This window comes from Rhizobium indicum, from assembly GCF_005862305.2.
GTDB classification, from domain to species: Bacteria; Pseudomonadota; Alphaproteobacteria; order Rhizobiales; family Rhizobiaceae; genus Rhizobium; species Rhizobium indicum.
In genome coordinates, this window is sequence record NZ_CP054021.1 from 2,293,064 (window position 1) to 2,311,287 (window position 18,224).

Below are 18,224 nucleotides of genomic sequence, written 5' to 3' on the forward strand. Positions count from 1 at the left end.
GGAGCAGTCTGATGTCAGAAAGCCGCACTTCCGCCGACGGCGGTATGGAGACCTCCTACGGCTTCCGCGAAGTGCCTGATGGCCAGAAGCAGGGCCTGGTCAACCAGGTGTTCCATAAGGTCGCCAAGCGCTACGACATCATGAACGACGTCATGTCGATGGGCATGCACCGCGCCTGGAAGGATGCGATGATCTCGGCGCTGAACCCGCGCAAGGAGCCTGGCTACAAGATACTCGACGTTGCCGGCGGCACTGGTGATATCGCCTTCCGCATCGTCGAGGCCTCGGGCAGACAGGCGCATGCCACGGTGCTCGACATCAACGGTTCGATGCTCGGCGTCGGCGCCGAGCGGGCGGAAAAGAAGAAGCTTTCCGGCAATCTTACCTTCGTCGAGGCGAATGCCGAGGAACTGCCTTTCGAGGCAGGCAGCTTCGACGCCTATACGATCGCCTTCGGCATTCGCAACGTGCCGAGGATCGATGCGGCGCTGTCTGAGGCCTATCGCGTCCTGAAGCGCGGCGGACGGTTGCTGGTGCTGGAATTTTCCGAAGTCGATATGCCGCTTCTCGACAAGATCTACGACGCCTGGTCGTTCAACGCCATTCCGCAGTTCGGCAAGGCGATCACCGGCGATGCCGAACCCTACCAGTATCTGGTGGAATCGATCCGCAAGTTCCCGAACCAGGAGAATTTCGCGGCAATGATCCGCCAGGCCGGCTTTTCGCGCGTCACCTTCACCAATTATACCGGCGGCATCGCCGCACTCCATTCCGGCTGGAAGCTCTGACGCATGACGCAGGCCACGCGCTTTCCCTCATTCCTGTGCTCGTCACAGGAATCCAGCGCGTCCAAGTCCTTGGGCGCGAAAGACACTTCACACCTTATTGAGTCAATCACCGCGCAGACGCGCGGTGGCTGGATTCCTGTGACAAGCACAGGAATGAGGGTGGAGAGATTGGCCGCGTATTTGCAAGCAGGCCAGCCTGCATGAGTACTTTCGGCGCATATTTCCGCCTTTGGCGCGTCGGCTGGGTGCTCGTGCGTGAGGGTGTCGTGTCCGCCCTTCCTTCCGAAGGGCTGCCGCCTCCGGTGGCGCTCGCCAAATCCTTCGTCACGATTTTCGAGCGAAGCAAGGCGCGGCATCAGAAGCGCAGCGACCGGCTGGCCCAGGCTGTCGAGCGGCTCGGTCCCTCCTATGTGAAGATCGGCCAGTTCCTGGCGACGCGGCCGGATGTCGTCGGCGTCGAATTCGCCAACGACCTGTCGCAGCTTCAGGACCGGATGGCCTTCTTTCCCTCGGCAGCCGCCAAGGCCAATATCGAAGGCTCGCTCGGACGGCCGATCGGCGAGCTCTATGCGAGCTTCGGCGATCCGATCGCCGCCGCCTCGATCGCGCAGGTGCATCCGGCCGAGGTCGATAGCGCCGAGGGCCGGAAGAAGGTCGCCGTCAAGATCGTGCGGCCCGGCGTGCGCCAGCGCTTTGCCCATGACATCGAGGCAATGTATCTCGTTGCCCATATGCAGGAGCGTTTCCTGCCGTCCAGCCGGCGGCTGCGGCCGGTCGAAGTGACGAAGACGCTCGAGCAGACGACCAAGGTGGAGATGGATCTCCGCCTGGAGGCGGCAGCCCTTTCCGAGATCGCCGAAAATACCGAAAAGGACCCGGGTTTCCGCGTGCCGAAGGTCGACTGGGAGCGCACCGGGCGCGACGTCATCACCATGGAGTGGATCGACGGCACGAGAATGTCCGATGTCGAGGGCCTGCGCGCGGCGGGCCACGATCTCAACCTGCTTGCCGATACGCTGATCCAGTCGTTCCTGCGCCACACGCTGCGCGACGGCTTCTTCCATGCCGACATGCATCCGGGCAATCTCTTCGTCGATGCGGGCGGCATGATCGTCGCCGTCGACATGGGCATCGTCGGGAGGCTGGGCAAGAAGGAGCGGCGGTTCCTCGCCGAAATCCTTTATGGCTTCATCACCCGTGACTATATCCGCGTCGCCGAGGTGCATTTCGAGGCCGGCTATGTGCCCGGCCACCACAATGTCGAAAGCTTCGCCCAGGCGATCCGGGCGATCGGCGAGCCGATCCATGGACAGCCGGCCGAGACGATCTCGATGGGCAAGCTGCTGACGCTGCTGTTCGAAGTGACCGAACTCTTCGACATGGCGACGCGGCCGGAGCTGGTGATGCTGCAGAAGACCATGGTCGTGGTCGAAGGCGTGTCGCGCATGCTCAATCCACGCTTCAACATGTGGAAAGCCTCCGAGCCTGTCGTCGGCGACTGGATCCGTACCAATCTCGGGCCGAAGCGGATCGCCACCGATATCAAGGACGGGCTGAAGGCGGCAGTGAAGCTCGCCGAAGCCGTGCCGGAAATCGCGGCAAAAACCGAAAAATTCCACCACCAGCTTCTGCATATGAGTGAGCACGGCTTACGTTTCGATGCTGAGACGGCGGAGGCGATCGGTAAGGCCGAAGCGCGGCACAACCGTTCGGCCAAGATTGCGCTGTGGGTCATCGCATTGACGCTTCTCTATATTGCCTGGATGCTGAGCTGACCGCGTGCCAAAAACATGCGGTGTTCGGCATTTGGGATATCCCATATGACGGAGGGCTCGCTTAGTCTCACTTTTAAGGAGATAGGCACATGAAGCACGAACGCCTTGGCATCGAACTTTCCGGACGACCGCTCGGTTTTGCCGAGATGGTGACGATTGGCGCGGGCAAGGCTGTGATTTCGGCTTCGGCGACAGGCATGGCCCGCATCGCGATCGCCCGCGAGGTCGTCGAGGATGCGATTGCCTCCGGCATGCCCGTCTACGGCTCGACGACAGGCGTCGGCGCCATGAAAGATGTGGAGTGGTCGGCCGACGAACTCGACACCTTCAATCTCGGCCTGGTGCGCGCCCATCATTTCGGCACCGGCACACCCTTTTCCTGCAATATCGTGCGCAATGCCATGGCGATCCGCATCAACACGGCGCTGACCGGCCAGGTCGGCTGCACGCCGGAGCTGATCCAGGCCTATATCAGAATGCTCGAGGCCGATCTCATCCCGGTCGTGCGCCGCACCGGCTCGATCGGCTGTGCGGATATCGGCCTGATGGGACAGATCGGCGCGGTGCTGACCGGCGTCGGCGAAGCGATCTATCGCGGCAACCGGATGCAGGCGGCCGAGGCTTTCCAGGCGGCCGGGCTGGAACCGATGCGTATGGCGCCGCGCGACAGCCTCGCCTCGCTCAGCATCAATGCGGTGAGCTTTGCCTCGGCGGCGGAAACGACCCGCAACGCCGCGGCCTCGATCCGCGTCCTGCTGGCGACGGCGATGATGGCGGCCGGCGCGCTTGGCGCCTCCCGCGATCCCTGGAAGGCGGTCCGGCATGTCGGAACGGCGCGCGAAGCGCTGATCGGCGCCTGGCTCTGCAATGCCTCCGACGAATGGAACTGGCCTGTGGCCACGCATGTGCAGGATCCGCTCAGCCTGCGCATGATCGCCCAGGTGTTCGGCGCAGTGATCGAAAACCTCTTATCGACCGGCCACAAGATCCTTGCCGCCACCGGGCGCTCGGACGACAATCCCGTCGTGGTCGAAGGCCGGGTGATGACGTCGGGGGGCTCGCTGCCGCTCGATGTGACGATCCTGCTCGAATCGGCAGCACTCTGCATGGCGCATGCGGCGCGCAACGCCTTCAACCGCTGCGTCATTCTCGGCAACGGCCAGCGGCGCGACCTGCCGGTTAATCTCGTGCCGCCGGGGCGGATCGCCACCGGTTTCGGGCCGATCATCAAACTTGCCGGCGAGATTTTCTCGCGCGTGCTGTCGATGTCCAATCCCGTGTCGGCCCAGTCGCTGGTCGTCGCAGCCGGGCTGGAGGACGAGGCAGCCTTCCTGCCGCTCGTCATCGAACGCTTCGACCGGCAGATGCGGGCGCTGAAGCGCCTCGCAGCCCTCGAGGCGCTACTGTCTGCCCAGGCGATCGATATTCTCGGCGATGAACCGAAGGGTGTCGCCGCCATGCTCTACGCGGTCGTGCGCAAACATGCGGATTTCTATACGGTCGACCGGCCGCTTTCGGCTGAAGTGGAGGCGATCGAGGAGGAACTTGGTTCGGACGAATTCGTTACGAAGCTGACCGAGCAGGTTCCGATCGCCTCCTTCGACGATTTCTTCGCCCTCGGCTCGCTGGAGCGCATCGAGGAACGGCTGACCCATCACGAGCCGGCAGCAGTCTGATTTCCAGTTACGGAGGAAGCAGCATGGACTTCGATCTCGTTCTGCAGGGCACAGTGGTGCTGCCGGACCGCATTGTCGAAGAGGGCTATGTCGCCGTGCGCGACGGCAAAATCGCCGAGGTCGGCCTCGGCGTACCGCCGGCGGGCCGCGAACGGCATCTGCTCGGAAAAGCGCTGATCCTGCCCGGTGCGATCGACGCGCAGGTGCATTCGCTTTCCCAGAAAGACCAGGAGGATTTCATCTGGTCGACGCGCTCGGCGGCGGCCGGCGGGGTGACTGTCATTGTCGACATGCCCTATGACGAAGGCAATCTCGTCTGCTCGGCAGCGGCGGTGAAGCGGAAGATCGGCCATGCCGGTCCGCAGGCGCGGGTCGATTTCGCGCTTTACGGCACCGTCGATCCGGAAGAAGGCCCGGCGCGCATCCGTGAAATGGTGGAGGCAGGCGTTGCGGCCTTCAAGTTTTCGACCTTCGGCACCGACCCCAAGCGCTTTCCGCGCATTCCGCCGGCCCTGCTCGACGCCTGCTTTGCGGCAATCGCGCCGACGGGACTGACGGTGGGCGTGCACAATGAAGACGACGAGGCGGTGCGCACTTACATGGAACAGGTGAAGGCGAGCGGCATCACGGACTGGCGGGCGCACGGCCTGTCGCGGCCGCCGATCACCGAACTGCTGGCGATGCATACGATCTTCGAGACCGGCGCCAATACCGGCTGCCCGGCGCATGTGGTGCACTGCTCGCTCGGGCGCGGCTACGATATCGCGCGCGCCTATCGCCGCGATGGCTTTGCGGCAACGGTCGAATGCTGCATCCACTACCTGACGCTCGACGAGGAAAACGACGTGAAGCGCCTCGGCGGCAAGGCGAAGATCAATCCGCCTGTGCGGCCGCGCGCCGAGGTGGAGAGGCTCTGGCGGAAGGTGGCGGAGGGTGACGTCTGGCTGGTCTCGACCGATCACGTCAGCTGGTCGGAAAACCGCAAGACCAATCCCGACATGCTCGCCAACGCCTCGGGCGTTCCCGGCCTCGAGGTGATGGTGCCGCTTTTCGTCAAAGGTGCCGTGGAACGCGGCATTCCGCTGACATGGGCCGCCAGGCTGATGGCAGAGAACCCGGCGAAGCATTTCCGGCTCGACCATATCAAGGGCGCGCTGACCCCGGGCAAGGATGCCGATATCGTCGTGCTGGAGCCGCGCGACAGTGTCTATGATGCCGCAGCCAGCGGCAACAACGTCGTCGGCTGGAGCCCCTATAACGGCATCCGCCTGCCCTGGACCGTTTCCGCCACCTATCTCAGGGGCGAAAAGATCGCCGAGGGCGCGAAGGTGCTGGCCAAGCCCGGCAATGGGCGCTTCGTGCGACCGCTGCCGCGCCAGGTCATTGCGGGAGCTGAAGCATGAGCCGCAATCTTCCCGTCAATGCCAGCCAGATCGCTGAAGATATCGAGACGCTGGCCGGGATCACCGAGCCGGGGCATCCCTGGACACGGCGGGCTTTCTCGCCGCTCTTTCTCGATGGCCGGGCCTATATCGAGGTACGGATGAAGGCGGCGGGGCTGGAAACGCGGATCGATGCCGCCGGCAATCTGATCGGACGACGGACAGGCCGGAAACCGTGGCTCGGCACGATCATGGTCGGCTCGCATTCCGACACGGTGCCGGACGGCGGCCGCTTTGACGGCATTGCCGGGGTCATCTCGGCGCTGGAGGTGGCGCGGGCGTTGCGCGACCAGGACATCGAGCTCGATCACGATCTCGAAATCGTCGATTTTCTTGCCGAAGAGGTCAGCATCTTCGGCGTGTCCTGTATCGGCAGCCGCGGCATGACCGGCCAACTGCCGGAGGCCTGGCTTTCGCGCGTCAGCGACGGGCGCGACCTGGCCGAGGGCATCGCTCAGGTCGGTGGCAGACCCGATGTGCTGATGCAGCAGAACAGGCCCGATATAGCAGGTTTTCTCGAGCTTCATATCGAACAAGGTCCGGTGCTCGAAGCCGAAAAGCAGGATATCGGCATCGTCACCGCGATATCAGGCATCACCCGCATCGAGATCACCGTCGAAGGGCGGGCCGACCATGCCGGCACGACGCCGATGGACCGGCGGGCGGATGCGCTGGTGGCGGCGTCACAGCTGGTGCTCGACATCCGCAACGCCGCTGCAGAGCTTGCCAAAACACCGGGCCATTTTGCAGCAACGGTCGGCGAATTCCGCATCGAGCCTAATGCCGCCAATGTCGTGCCGTCAAAGGTGGTGCTGCTGATCGATGGACGCGCGGAAATCCGCGCCGACATGGAGGCATTCTGCCGCTGGCTCGACGGCCATGTCGAAAAGCTGGCAGGGGCCTACAGCGTGACGATCAAGGCGCCGAACCGGATTTCCGACAATCTGCCGACGCCTGGCGATGCCGGGCTGCTGTCGACGTTGGAGGCTGCCTGCGAGCGGGTCGGCGCGAAGCACAGGCGAATGGCCTCCGGCGCGGGGCACGATACGGCCTGGATCGCCAAGGTGGCACCGGCAGCGATGATCTTCGTGCCCTGCCGGGAAGGCCGCAGCCATTCGGCCGACGAGTGGGCTGACAATGACGATATCGCGCTCGGCGCCGCCGTGCTTTTCGAAGCGGTGCGCGAAATGGACAAGAGCTTGAATCAGGAGAAGGCGAATGGGACGCATACTGGTTGAGAAGGACGTGGAAGCCGCCGTCAAAGGCGGCTCCGTCTATGCCGCCGGCGGCGGCGGCTGGGCCGATCACGGGCGGATGCTTGGGCTTGCCGCTGTCAATGTCGGCAAGCCGGAGCTGGTCTCGATCGACGAGCTGAAGGACGAGGAGTGGATCGCAACCGCGGCCGCGATCGGCGCACCGGCCTCCACAACCCCCTGGGAAATGCAGGGCATCGACTATGTGAAGGCGGTGCAATTGCTGCAGGAGACGCTGGGCGAAAGGCTGTCCGGGCTGATCATCGGCCAGAACGGCAAGTCCTCGACGCTGAACGGCTGGCTGCCATCGGCGATCCTCGGCACCAAGGTGGTCGACGCCGTCGGCGATATCCGCGCACATCCGACGGGCGACATGGGCTCGATCGGCATGGCCGGATCGCCCGAGCCGATGATCCAGACCGCTGTCGGCGGCAATCGGGCCGAAAACCGTTATATCGAACTGGTGGTGAAGGGTGCGACGGCGAAGATCTCGCCGGTGCTGCGGGCTGCGGCCGACCAATCCGGCGGCTTCATCGCCAGCTGCCGCAATCCGCTCCGAGCCTCCTATGTCCGCACCCATGCGGCGCTCGGCGGCATCTCGATGGCGCTTGCGCTCGGCGAAGCGATCATCGCGGCGGAGAAGCGCGGCGGATCTGCCGTCATCGACGCGATCTGCAAGACGACGGGTGGCCATATCCTTGCCGAAGGCGTCATCACCCGCAAGGACGTCGTCTACACCAAGGAAGCCTTCGACATCGGCACGATCATCGTCGGCTCGGGCGGAACATCGGTGACGCTGCATGTGATGAACGAATATATGGCGGTGGACGACGCGGGTGGCGGGCGGCTAGCGACTTTCCCCGCCGTCATCACCACGCTTTCACCGGAGGGCGAGCCGCTTAGCGTCGGCCAGCTACAGGAGGGCATGCATGTCTTCATCCTGCATGTGCCGATGGAGATCATTCCGCTGTCGGCAAGCGTGCTCGATCCGACCGTCTATCCCGTCGTCGAAAAGGCGATGGGGATCGAGATCGCACGTTATGCACTGGCGACGAAGGCCTGAGCCCGTGGCGCGCGATCCCGGCCTCGAAGAACTGATGCGTGAGGAACTCGGCGATCGGCCGGGCCTTGCCGAAAAATCCATGTTCGGCGGCTGGGCCTTCATGCTGAATGGCAATCTTCTCTGCTGCGCGCGCCATGACGGCATGCTGATCCGCCTCGGCAAGGGCGATGACGGCTGGGCGCTGGCTCTGCCGGGCGTGATCCAGATGCTGTCGGGCGAGCGGGTGATGCATGGCTGGGTGCGCGGCAATGCCGAAGTTTACGGCGACGATGCTCTGAGACGGCGTCTGCTCGATGCAGCACTTGCCTATGTGGAATCGCTGCCGAGCAAATAGAAAAACGAGGAACCCACGATGCCGAAGGCCAATCCACGTCATCCGAAATTTCCGATTCCCGGCGGGCCGGAACTGCGGGCCAAAGGCTGGCGGCAGGAGGCGCTGCTGCGGCTGCTCGAAAACGTGCTCTCCGTCGGTGAGGATCCCGACAATCTGATCGTCTATGCCGCGCTCGGCAAGGCGGCCCGCAACTGGGCGGCGCACAGAGGCATCGTCAAGGCGCTGACCGAGATGGAAGAGAACCAGACGCTGCTCATCCAGTCCGGCAAGCCGATCGGGCTCGTTCGAACGCATGCCAAGGCGCCGCTCGTCATCATGGCGAACTGCAATATTGTCGGGCAATGGGCAAAGGCCGAAGTGTTCTACGAGCTGCAGCGCAATGGACTGATCTGCTGGGGCGGGCTGACGGCCGGCGCCTGGCAATATATCGGCAGCCAAGGCGTCATCCAGGGCACGTACGAGATCTTCATGCGCATTGCCGAGCGGCGCTTCGGCGGCGATCTCCTCGGCCGGTTCGTGCTAACGGCCGGTCTTGGCGGCATGGGCGGAGCGCAGCCGCTCGCCGGCCGCATGGCGGGGGCTGCGATCCTCTGTGTCGACATCGATCCGGAGCGTGCCCGCAAGCGCCAGCAGATCGGTTATCTCCAGGAAATCGCGCCCGATCTCGACACCGCCCTTCAGATGATCGATGCGGCGGTGAAGGATAAGCGGGCGCTTTCCGTCGGGCTCGTCGGCAATGCGGCGGAAGTCTATCCCGAGATCGCCCGGCGCGGCATCGTGCCCGATATCGTCACCGACCAGACCTCGGCGCATGACCTCGTCTATGGCTACGTGCCGAAAGGCATGAACCTCGCTCAGGTCAAGGGCCTGCGCGACGATGGCCAGGGGCAATTGATGGCGGCAAGCCGCGCCTCGATCGTCGACCATGTGACGGCGATGCTGGAATTCCAGAAACGTGGCTCGGAAGTCTTCGATAATGGCAACCTGATCCGCACGCAGGCCAAGGAGGGCGGCGTTGCCAATGCCTTCGACATTCCGATCTTCACCGAAGCCTATCTCAGGCCGCTGTTTGCCCGGGCGATTGGCCCATTCCGCTGGATGGCGCTATCGGGCGAGGAGAGCGATATCGCCCGGATTGACGACCTGCTGCTCGAGATGTTCCCCGACAACAAGATCATAACCAACTGGATCCGGCTGGCGCGCGAGCATGTGCCCTTCGAAGGGCTGCCGGCCCGCATCGCCTGGCTCGGCCACGGCGAACGCACGGCACTCGCAAGGCGCGTCAACGCGCTGGTTGCGAGCGGCGAACTCAAAGGCCCGGTCGCCTTCTCCCGCGACCATCTCGACGCCGGCGCCATGGCGCATCCGAATATCATGACTGAGGGGATGAAGGACGGCTCGGATGCGATCGCCGACTGGCCGCTGATCGATGCGATGATGCTCTGCTCGTCGATGGCCGATCTGGTCGTCATCCATTCCGGCGGCGGCGGTTATGCGGGCTATATGACGAGCTGCGGCGTCACCGTCATCGCCGACGGCACGGATGCCGCAGACGAACGGCTCGACCATGCACTGACCAACGATACGGCGCTTGGCGTCATGCGTTACGCCGATGCCGGTTATGAGGAGGCGCTGGACGAGGTGGCGAAGAAGGATGTGCCCTATATCCGGCTTGGTTGATCAAAAATTGCTGTATATCGTTGTCACATCTCATCGGGAGTCATGACATGGAAACAGCAAAGATCTTCTGGTCGGGGTGTTCTCAAGCCGTCCTGCTCCCCAAGGAATTCCGTTTCGACGGCGACAGCGTCGCCATTCGACGGCAGGGGCGTGCGATCATTATCGAGCCGATTTCCGATGATTGGGACTGGCTTGCCGACCTGGCCGGTCCGGTCGATGCCGATTTTGCAACAGCGGTGGAAGAACAGCCTGCTGGGCAGGAGTGATCCAAACTGGACTTCTTCAAATGAAGTAGCTGGTTGACGCGAGTGCCGTCATTCCAATGATGAAGGGCAACGATCGTCTCGTCGCAAAACTGGGCAAACACCCGCAAATCTTCGACGGATCGGCTGGAGCCGAGCAGCGCGTCAGGCAATCAGATTGGAGACTTCGATGAGGTTGCCGTCAGGATCTCTGAAATAGACCGAGCGCAGACGTCCTGTCGCACCAGTGCGTTCGACCGGACCCTCTTCGATCGCAACGTCCGCGGCCTGTAGATCAGCAATGACATCGGCAAGCGGTGTCTCGGCGATGAAGCAGAGGTCGCCGGAGCCGGGTGTGGGGTGTCTCGCCTTGGGATCGAATTCGTGGCCGGCCTGGTGCAGGTTGATCTTCTGCCTGCCGAATTTCAGCGCCTTGCGGCCTTCCGCAAAGGTTTCGACCGACATGCCGAGGATGCGGGAATAAAAATCGCAGGTGGTGGCGATATCGGCGACGGTCAGCACGAGATGGTCAAGACGGTCTATGCGGATCATGCTTTTCTCCCCGCGAATTGCTGGGCAAAACAGGCGGAGACAAAGGCCAGCGCCAGCATGGCAAGCGTGAAGATAACGACCGCGGCCCAGCCTTCAACCGCGAAGAACCAGCCGCCCGCCGAACCCATGAGGCTGGAGCCGACATAATAGGCGAGCATATAGAGCGATGAGGCGTGCCCCTTGGTGCCATGCGCCAGCTTGCCGACAAGGCCGCTGGCGATGGAATGGCTCATGAAGAAGCCGGTCGTGAGCACTGTTATACCGAGGATGATGACCGGGAGCGAGGCCGCGAGCGTCAGCGCGCTGCCGGCGGCGGTGAGTACCAGACCGAAGAGAAGCACGGAAAAGTGCCCGATCCGGTCTCCGAGCAGACCGCCGATCGAAGAGGCGCCGATGCCGAAGAGATAGACGGTGAAGATCAGCCCGAGTTCGGTCTGGTTGAGGTCGTAAGGCGACGCCACCAGGCGGAAACCGGCATAATTGTAGATCGTCACGAAGGAGCCCATCGCCAGGAAGGCGATGGCGAAGATGAAAGGCAGCGCTGGATTGGTGAGATGGCCGAGCCAGGCTTTTGCATGAAAGCGCGGATCGAAGCCCGGCCGGCGGACGAAATTGCGTGATGGCGGCAGGAGGGTGATGAAGCCGATCGCGGCGGCAAGGCCGATGGCGCCGATGATGAAGAGCGCCGGACGCCAGGTGAGATATTCGGCGAAGATGCCGGTCAACACACGGCCGGACATGCCGCCGAAGGCCGTGCCGCCGACATAGAGGCCCATGGTAGCGCCAAGGCCGCGCGGATCGATTTCCTCGGCGAGATAGGCCATGGCGACGGCCGGCACGCCGCCGAGAACGAGGCCCTGCAGGGCGCGGATGACGAGCAGAAGGTGCCAGTTCGGGGCAAAGGCCGTGGCGATGGTCAGCAATGCCGCGCCGACCAGCGATATCGACATCAGGCTGCGGCGGCCAAGGCCTTCCGAGACGGCAGCCGCACAGACGATGGCGACCGCGAGGAAACCGGTGGAGAGCGAGAGGGACAGCGAGCTTTCGGCCGGACTGACGGAGAATTGCTGCGAGAAGATCGGCAGCAGCGGCTGGACGCAATAGAGTAGCGAGAAGGTGGAGAATCCGGACAGGAAGAGTGCCAGGCTGGCGCGGCGATAGGCGCCGGTGCCACGGGTCAGGTAGTGCTTCTGCCCTAGGATCGCGGTTGTCTCGGCGGTCTTCGCGGCATGCGCTGACGTCGGCATATCTTCATCCTTCCGACCTCCGATCTAGTCAACGCCGCTCCATTTGTCCAATATATGGGACTGGCGATTTCGATAGGTTTTGGAGATGGCGATGGAGCTGCGGCATTTGAGATATTTTCTCGCGGTGGCAGAAGAAGGCAATTTCACCCGTGCCGCCGGCAAGCTCGGCATCGGGCAGCCACCGCTCAGCCAGCAGATCCGCGACCTGGAAAGGGAAGTGGGCGCGGCGCTGTTTCATCGCGTCCCGCACGGCGCCGAATTGACGGCGGCGGGCGCGGCCTTCCTCGGCGAAGCAAAGGCTTCGCTGGCGGCTGCGGAAAAGGCGAAGCTTGCGGCGCAAAGCGCCAATCGCGGCGAGACCGGCCGGCTGTCGCTCGGTTTCACCGCTTCCTCCGCCTTCAATCCCGTGGTCAGCACGACGATCCGCCGGTTTCGCGCGCGCTGGCCGGAGGTGCAGCTGTCGCTGACGGAAATGAATACGCTGGCGCTGATGCAGAAGCTGGAACGCGGCGAGCTCGACGCCACCTTCATGCGTCCCAGCCTGGACGATCCCGCCGGCATCCGGCTGCGGCGACTGCCGGATGAGCCGATGGTGATCGCCCTGCCCGCCAGCCATCCCTTGACGCGGCACCCCAGCCTGCCGCTTGCGGCGCTGGCGGACGAACCCTTCATCCTCTTTCCCCGGCTCGTGGGCTTGAGCCTTTACGACGATGTCGTGCTTGCCTGCCGCAAGGCGGGATTCGAGCTGACCGTGGCGCAGGAGGCGCCGCAGATTTCCTCGGTCGTCAATCTGGTGGCGGCCGATCTCGGCGTCTCGATCGTGCCGGCCTCGATTTCGCAGATCAAGCTCGAAGGTGTGGCCTACCGGCCGATCGAGGGACCGCCGGCCGTGGCGCGCCTGGCGCTGGCAATGCTGAAAACACATCGCTCGCCGGTCACCGAGAACCTGATCAGCCTGCTGAGTACATGAATTAACCCGCCGGATCCCAATAGGGCGGATCGCCGAAGCTCTTCTTCAGATGATCGGCGATGGCGCGAAGCTTGGCGGAGGGATTGCGGCCTTCGGGATGGGCCATGTAGATGAATTCGGCCTCCGGCCTGTGGCCGACATCGATTTCGGCAAGCCGGCCCTCGCGGATGGCGGGGCCGGCGATGAAGGCGGGCAGCAGCGCGATGCCGAGCCCGGCAATCGCGGCGTCGCGGAGCATGTCGCCATTGTTGATGCCGAGCGCCAGTTTCGCGCGGACGACGATCGCACCCTCTGGCGTCTGGAAGCGCCAGTCGGCAACGCCGCGATTGGTGTAGAAGATGCCGCGATGGCTGTCGAGATCAGAGAGCGACGAGGGAATTCCCTGGCGGGCGAGATAATCCGGCGAGGCGCAGAGAAGGCGGCGGCTATGCGCGAGCTTCCAGGCGACCAGCCTGTTATCGGCGATCGGACCGTTGCGGATGATGGCATCGTAACCGTCCGAGGCGGCATCGACGCGTCGGTCATCGATATCGAGGGTCAGTTCGATCTCGGGATGTTCGGCAAGAAAGGGATAGAGCACCGGGCCGAGATGCATGCGGCCGAAGGTGACGGGGGCAGCGATGCGGATCGGTCCCGATAGTGTTCCGCGCCGCTCGGCCATATCGGCTGCGGCTTCCTCGATCTCGCGCACGATGCGCGCGGCGCGCCCGAGGAAGACCGTGCCATCCTCCGTCAAAGTGAGCTTGCGCGTCGTTCGGTGCAGCAGCATGCCGCCGAGCGACTTCTCCAGTTCCGCCAGCCTTTCGCTGACGACGGATTTGGACAGCCGCAGGCGTCGGGCCGCCTCGCTGACCGAGCCTGCCTCGACCACGGCGACGAAAGCCGCAATACCTTCGATCCTGATCATCGTTCGGCTTTTCCGAATTCGAGTTCCCCGATCTGGAGACTAATCCGAACGAATGGAAAATGCCATCTTCCACTCATCGAAAGGGACGGCAGGGGCCGCCTCACCTTAAACGCAGGAGATGGAACCATGAACCGCTTGAACAACAGGGTCGCGATCGTCACCGGCGCAAGCTCCGGCATCGGCCGCTCCACGGCAAAGCTCTTTGCCGCCGAAGGCGCCAAGGTCGTCGTCGGCGCCCGCCGCCAGGGCGAACTCGACAGTCTCGTCGCCGAGATCAAGGCAGAGGGCGGCGACGCCATCGCCATTGCCGGCGACGTGCGCTCGGAAGACTATCACAAGGCGCTGGTCGCCGCCGCCGTGACGTATTACGGCAAGCTCGATATCGCCTTCAACAATGCCGGCACGCTCGGCGAAGCCGGTGCGAGCACCGCCGTTTCGGAAGCAGGCTTCAGCGAGGCGCTGGCGATCAATCTGACGGCCTCCTTCCTCGCCGCCAAGCACCAGATCGGCGCGATGGTGGAAAATGGTGGCGGCTCGGTGATCTTCACCTCGACCTTCGTCGGCTACAGCTTCGCTTTTCCGGGCGTTGCCGCCTATGCCGCCAGCAAATCCGGCCTGATCGGCCTGACGCAGGCGCTCGCCGCCGAATTCGGCCAGCAGGGCGTGCGCGTCAATGCCATCCTGCCGGGTGCTGTTGATACCGACATGTATCGGGACATGAACGATACGCCTGAGAAGCAGGCCTTCGTTACCAATCTGCATGCGCTGAAGCGTGTCGCGACACCCGAAGAACTCGCCCGCTCGGTTCTCTATCTCGCCTCCGACGATGCGAGCTTCGTCACCGGCACGGCCTCGCTGGTCGACGGTGGCGCTTCGATCACCCGCACCTGAGGCGGCGCGGCGCGATTATCCGCTGCGGGTTGACGATCCTTCAAGACGCCGGCTTATCGCGCCGCTTTTTTCAGAGCATTCTCCCATCCAACAACAACGGGCCGCGGCCCAAAATTCGATCAAAGGAACGTCATCATGTCACGTCTGCAAAACAAGACAGCCCTCATCACCGGCGGCACCAGCGGCATCGGTCTCGAGACCGCCCGCCAGTTCATCGCTGAGGGCGCCCGCGTCGTCGTTACCGGCAGCAGCGTGGCAAGCGTCGAGGCGGCCCGCGCCGAACTTGGCGGCAAAGCCACAGTCATCCAGGCCGATGCCGGCAATGCGGCCGGCCAGAAGGCCGTCGCCGACACAGTGAAAGAGGCTTTCGGCACGCTCGACATCCTCTTCGTCAACGCCGGCGTCGCCGAATTCGGGCCGCTGGAACAGTGGAGCGAAGCCGCCTTCGACAAGTCGGTTGATATCAACGTCAAGGGCCCGTTCTTCCTGATTCAGGCGCTGCTGCCGATTTTTTCGAAGCAGGCTGCGATCGTGCTCAACACCTCGATCAACGCCCATATCGGCATGCCGAACTCCAGCGTCTATTCGCTGACGAAGGGCGCGCTGCTGACGCTTGCCAAGACATTGTCGGGCGAACTCATCGGCCGCGGCATCCGCGTCAACGCCGTCAGCCCCGGTCCGATCGCCACGCCGCTTTACAGCAAGCTCGGGGCATCGGAAGCCGATTCCAAGGCGATGACCGCGCAGATCCAATCCCAGATCCCTGTCGGTCGCTTCGGGAACCCCAGCGAAGTCGCGAAGACGATCGTCTTTCTCGCCTCCGATGAGGCGGCCTATATCGTCGGCAGCGAACTCATCATCGACGGCGGGATGAGCAACCTCTGACCCCACGAGCGCGGCGGAGACCAGCTGCCGCGCTGCTTGCCGCCTTCAGCATGGCGATCGCGATCGTCATGCGGCGGCTGCCCGAGCAGATCCTATGCGTGTCGCCCGCGCGATTGCATGTTCTCCGCCAAAGGCTTAGGGTCGAGAGCGGTCAGAAAAGGCAACGGGAAGAAGGCCATGGCTCTCAGCGGCAAACGCATCCTCCTCATCATCTCCGGCGGCATCGCGGCCTATAAGAGCCTGGATCTGATCCGCCGGCTGCGCGAACGCGGCGCGAGCGTGCGCCCTGTGATGACCAAGGGCGCGCAGGAATTCGTCACGCCGCTTGCCGTCGGTGCGCTGACGGCGGACCATGTCTACCTCGATCTGTTTTCTCGGCAGGACGAACAGGATGTCGGTCATATCCGGCTGGCGCGTGACTGCGACCTTGTGCTGATCGCCCCCGCCACCGCCGATCTGATGGCGAAGATGGCGAACGGGCTTGCCGACGATCTCGCCTCGACCGTGCTTCTGGCGACCAACAGGCCGGTGCTTGCGGCACCGGCGATGAACCCCGCCATGTGGGCACATCCGGCTACGCGGCGGAATGCCGCGATGCTCAGAGCCGACGGCATCCGCTTCGTCGGGCCGATGGCCGGCGAGATGGCGGAAAGCCGGGAGGCCGGGCTTGGCCGGATGGCGGAACCGCTGGAGATCGTCGCTGCCGCCGAAACCATGCTCGACGACGGAGAAAAGCCGCTCAAGGGACGCAAGGCAATCGTCACGTCAGGACCGACGCACGAGCCGATCGATCCGGTGCGCTATATCGCCAACCGCTCCTCCGGCCGGCAGGGGCATGCGATCGCCGCAGCCCTGGCAAAGCTCGGGGCGGAGGTGACGCTGGTATCCGGGCCGGTGACGATCGCCGATCCCGTCGGCGTCAGCGTCGTGCATGTCGAGCGGGCCGAAGAAATGCGTGATGCTGTGCTTGCGGCGCTGCCGGCCGACATCGCGGTGATGGTCGCAGCGGTGGCGGACTGGCGCGTCGCCTCGGCGGCCGACCAGAAGCTGAAGAAACATCCCGGCGAATCCATTCCGACGCTGGCGCTGACCGAGAACCCGGACATCCTGAAAACCGTCGGCCATCATACGATGCGGCCGAAGCTGGTAATCGGCTTTGCCGCCGAGACGCAGGACGTCGAAAGCAATGCAAAGGCAAAACTCGAAAGGAAAGGCGCCGACCTGATCGTCGCCAATGACGTTTCCCCTGCGACCGGGATCATGGGCGGCAGCCGCAACAGGGTTAAACTCATTCGCCGCGACGGCGTCGAGCAATGGCCTGACCTGACGAAGGAAGAGGTCGCCGAAAGGCTGGCGGCGCTGATCGCCAAGCAGCTCCGCTGATCGCCAGCGGCTCAGCTGACGCCAAGCGTTCAGGCAGGAATGGCCACGCGCTGCGGCTTGGAGGCACTGCGCTTCTCCGGCCGGAAGTCGGCGACGTCAATGCCATCTTTGCCGATAGTGACCGCGCTGCCATCCGGAATTTCGGCCCAGGCATCGACATCATCGTTCAACGGCTCGGAGACGAGGCAATAACCGGCGTTGACGGGTGAGGCATAAAGCGTCGGCGCCTTGCGATCTGTTGCATAACGGATCGCATAGAGCGTGTTGCCGTCGGAGAAGGCGGCGGTAAAGCGCAGCAGGATCGAGCCGATGACGCTGTCGGCCAGATCTTCGACGACACCGATCATGTGAGCCATCGCGGCGATCGGCGCCTCACGCAGGCCGAACTGCAGCGCCAGCAGGAACATCAGCTCGGAATCGGTCGTGCCGCCGCGGGCATTGAACAGCTCGTCGTCGAGCATCGCCTCCATTGGCCGGCGCAGGCGCTCGAAGCCGGAGATCTGGCCGTTGTGCATGAAGGACCAGGTGCCATGGGTGAAGGGGTGGCAGTTGTCGCGGCGCGTGCCGCCGCCTGTGGCAGCGCGGACATGGGCGAGAAAGAGCGGCGAACGGATCTGCCGCGCCAGGCTTTTCAGATTGCAATCCGACCATGCGGGCAGGATATCGCGGTAACGGCCGGGCTCGGGCCTGTCGCCATACCAGGCGATGCCGAAGCCATCGCCATTCGTCGCCGTCTTGGCGCGGGTGGCGCAGTGGGACTGCTCGATCAGCGAGTGGGCGGGCGAGGATACCAGTTCCTCGAGATAGAGAGGGTCTCCACGATAGGCTGCCCAGCGACACATGGCTCTTTGCTCCGGAACCCCGCCGCCGCATCGGCGGGAATGCTCTAAATTGTCGAACGTCGCGGCTAATAACAGCTTAACGCGCGGCCGGTTTGCAAGGGCAACATGACGGTTTCGTGGCGCAAAACATCTTCAAATTCGGCGAACAGCTGTGTTCTCTCGTGAACACCCAATTTTCCCAAGACAGCGCATACGTGCATTTCTGCTTGCATCTCAGAAGAATCAGCCTAACTTTAAGCCATCAGCAACAGAACGAAAGGAAGGTGATCCAATGTCTAATGAGATTTCGGACCT

Annotated in this window: 17 protein-coding genes; 13 read left to right on the forward strand and 4 right to left on the reverse strand. The window is 63.6% G+C overall.

Annotation, left to right across the window (positions count from 1 at the left end; translation table 11 throughout):
• The first annotated feature begins 11 nt into the window (after nt 1-11).
• The 9 genes from ubiE (at nt 12) to FFM53_RS11450 (ending at nt 10,277) form a co-directional block, all read left to right on the forward strand.
• Nucleotides 12-788 carry a bifunctional demethylmenaquinone methyltransferase/2-methoxy-6-polyprenyl-1,4-benzoquinol methylase UbiE gene (gene ubiE / locus FFM53_RS11410; RefSeq protein WP_138332276.1) on the forward strand — a complete coding sequence of 259 codons (777 nt, stop codon included), beginning with the start codon at nt 12-14 and terminating at the stop codon, nt 786-788.
• A 200-nt stretch (nt 789-988) separates the two neighbouring features.
• Entirely contained in the window at nt 989-2,563 is a 1,575-nt protein-coding gene (gene ubiB / locus FFM53_RS11415) for a 2-polyprenylphenol 6-hydroxylase (RefSeq protein WP_138388352.1), read from the forward strand.
• Nucleotides 2,564-2,652: 89 nt separating this feature from the next.
• Complete coding sequence (locus FFM53_RS11420) at nt 2,653-4,239, forward strand: aromatic amino acid lyase (RefSeq protein ID WP_138388353.1); 1,587 nt, start codon at nt 2,653-2,655, stop codon at nt 4,237-4,239.
• A 23-nt stretch (nt 4,240-4,262) separates the two neighbouring features.
• Nucleotides 4,263-5,642, forward strand: coding sequence for a dihydroorotase (locus FFM53_RS11425; RefSeq protein WP_138388354.1), 1,380 nt, complete (start codon nt 4,263-4,265; stop codon nt 5,640-5,642).
• Entirely contained in the window at nt 5,639-6,919 is a 1,281-nt protein-coding gene (locus FFM53_RS11430) for a Zn-dependent hydrolase (RefSeq protein ID WP_138388355.1), read from the forward strand. Before FFM53_RS11425 ends, FFM53_RS11430 begins: the two co-directional genes overlap by 4 nt.
• On the forward strand, nt 6,900-7,997 hold the full coding sequence (locus FFM53_RS11435; RefSeq protein ID WP_138332270.1) for a thiohydantoin desulfurase: 1,098 nt from the start codon (nt 6,900-6,902) through the stop codon (nt 7,995-7,997). Before FFM53_RS11430 ends, FFM53_RS11435 begins: the two co-directional genes overlap by 20 nt.
• A gap of 4 nt (nt 7,998-8,001) precedes the next feature.
• Complete coding sequence (locus tag FFM53_RS11440) at nt 8,002-8,331, forward strand: TfoX/Sxy family protein (RefSeq protein WP_138388356.1); 330 nt, start codon at nt 8,002-8,004, stop codon at nt 8,329-8,331.
• An 18-nt stretch (nt 8,332-8,349) separates the two neighbouring features.
• Nucleotides 8,350-10,011, forward strand: a complete 1,662-nt coding sequence (locus FFM53_RS11445) for a thiourocanate hydratase (protein ID WP_138388357.1) — start codon at nt 8,350-8,352, stop codon at nt 10,009-10,011.
• Between the two features lie 47 nt (nt 10,012-10,058).
• Nucleotides 10,059-10,277 carry an antitoxin gene (locus FFM53_RS11450; RefSeq protein WP_138388358.1) on the forward strand — a complete coding sequence of 73 codons (219 nt, stop codon included), beginning with the start codon at nt 10,059-10,061 and terminating at the stop codon, nt 10,275-10,277.
• Between the two features lie 141 nt (nt 10,278-10,418).
• Here the strand turns inward: FFM53_RS11450 and FFM53_RS11455 are convergent, their stop codons facing one another.
• On the reverse strand, nt 10,419-10,805 hold the full coding sequence (locus tag FFM53_RS11455) for a VOC family protein (RefSeq protein ID WP_138332266.1): 387 nt from the start codon (nt 10,803-10,805) through the stop codon (nt 10,419-10,421).
• Nucleotides 10,802-12,052 (reverse strand): MFS transporter, encoded by a 1,251-nt coding sequence (locus tag FFM53_RS11460; protein ID WP_138388359.1) that lies wholly within the window; start codon nt 12,050-12,052, stop codon nt 10,802-10,804. The genes FFM53_RS11455 and FFM53_RS11460 overlap by 4 nt, the downstream gene beginning before the upstream one ends.
• Before the next feature lie 91 nt (nt 12,053-12,143).
• Here FFM53_RS11460 and FFM53_RS11465 point away from each other — a divergent pair, with 91 nt between their 5' ends.
• Nucleotides 12,144-13,022 carry a LysR family transcriptional regulator gene (locus tag FFM53_RS11465; protein WP_138388360.1) on the forward strand — a complete coding sequence of 293 codons (879 nt, stop codon included), beginning with the start codon at nt 12,144-12,146 and terminating at the stop codon, nt 13,020-13,022.
• A 1-nt stretch (nt 13,023) separates the two neighbouring features.
• Here FFM53_RS11465 and FFM53_RS11470 read toward each other — a convergent pair whose 3' ends face one another.
• Nucleotides 13,024-13,929 carry a LysR family transcriptional regulator gene (locus tag FFM53_RS11470; protein WP_138388361.1) on the reverse strand — a complete coding sequence of 302 codons (906 nt, stop codon included), beginning with the start codon at nt 13,927-13,929 and terminating at the stop codon, nt 13,024-13,026.
• Nucleotides 13,930-14,055: 126 nt separating this feature from the next.
• Here FFM53_RS11470 and FFM53_RS11475 point away from each other — a divergent pair, with 126 nt between their 5' ends.
• From FFM53_RS11475 to coaBC, 3 genes are all read left to right on the forward strand, one after another.
• Entirely contained in the window at nt 14,056-14,820 is a 765-nt protein-coding gene (locus tag FFM53_RS11475; RefSeq protein WP_138388362.1) for an SDR family oxidoreductase, read from the forward strand.
• A 135-nt stretch (nt 14,821-14,955) separates the two neighbouring features.
• On the forward strand, nt 14,956-15,705 hold the full coding sequence (locus tag FFM53_RS11480) for an SDR family oxidoreductase (protein WP_138388363.1): 750 nt from the start codon (nt 14,956-14,958) through the stop codon (nt 15,703-15,705).
• Between the two features lie 177 nt (nt 15,706-15,882).
• Nucleotides 15,883-17,088, forward strand: coding sequence for a bifunctional phosphopantothenoylcysteine decarboxylase/phosphopantothenate--cysteine ligase CoaBC (coaBC, locus tag FFM53_RS11485; protein ID WP_138388364.1), 1,206 nt, complete (start codon nt 15,883-15,885; stop codon nt 17,086-17,088).
• A 29-nt stretch (nt 17,089-17,117) separates the two neighbouring features.
• Here the strand turns inward: coaBC and FFM53_RS11490 are convergent, their stop codons facing one another.
• A complete protein-coding gene (locus FFM53_RS11490; RefSeq protein ID WP_138388365.1) occupies nt 17,118-17,930 on the reverse strand; it encodes a class II glutamine amidotransferase in 813 nt (270 codons plus the stop codon).
• Between the last annotated feature and the right edge of the window lie 294 nt (nt 17,931-18,224).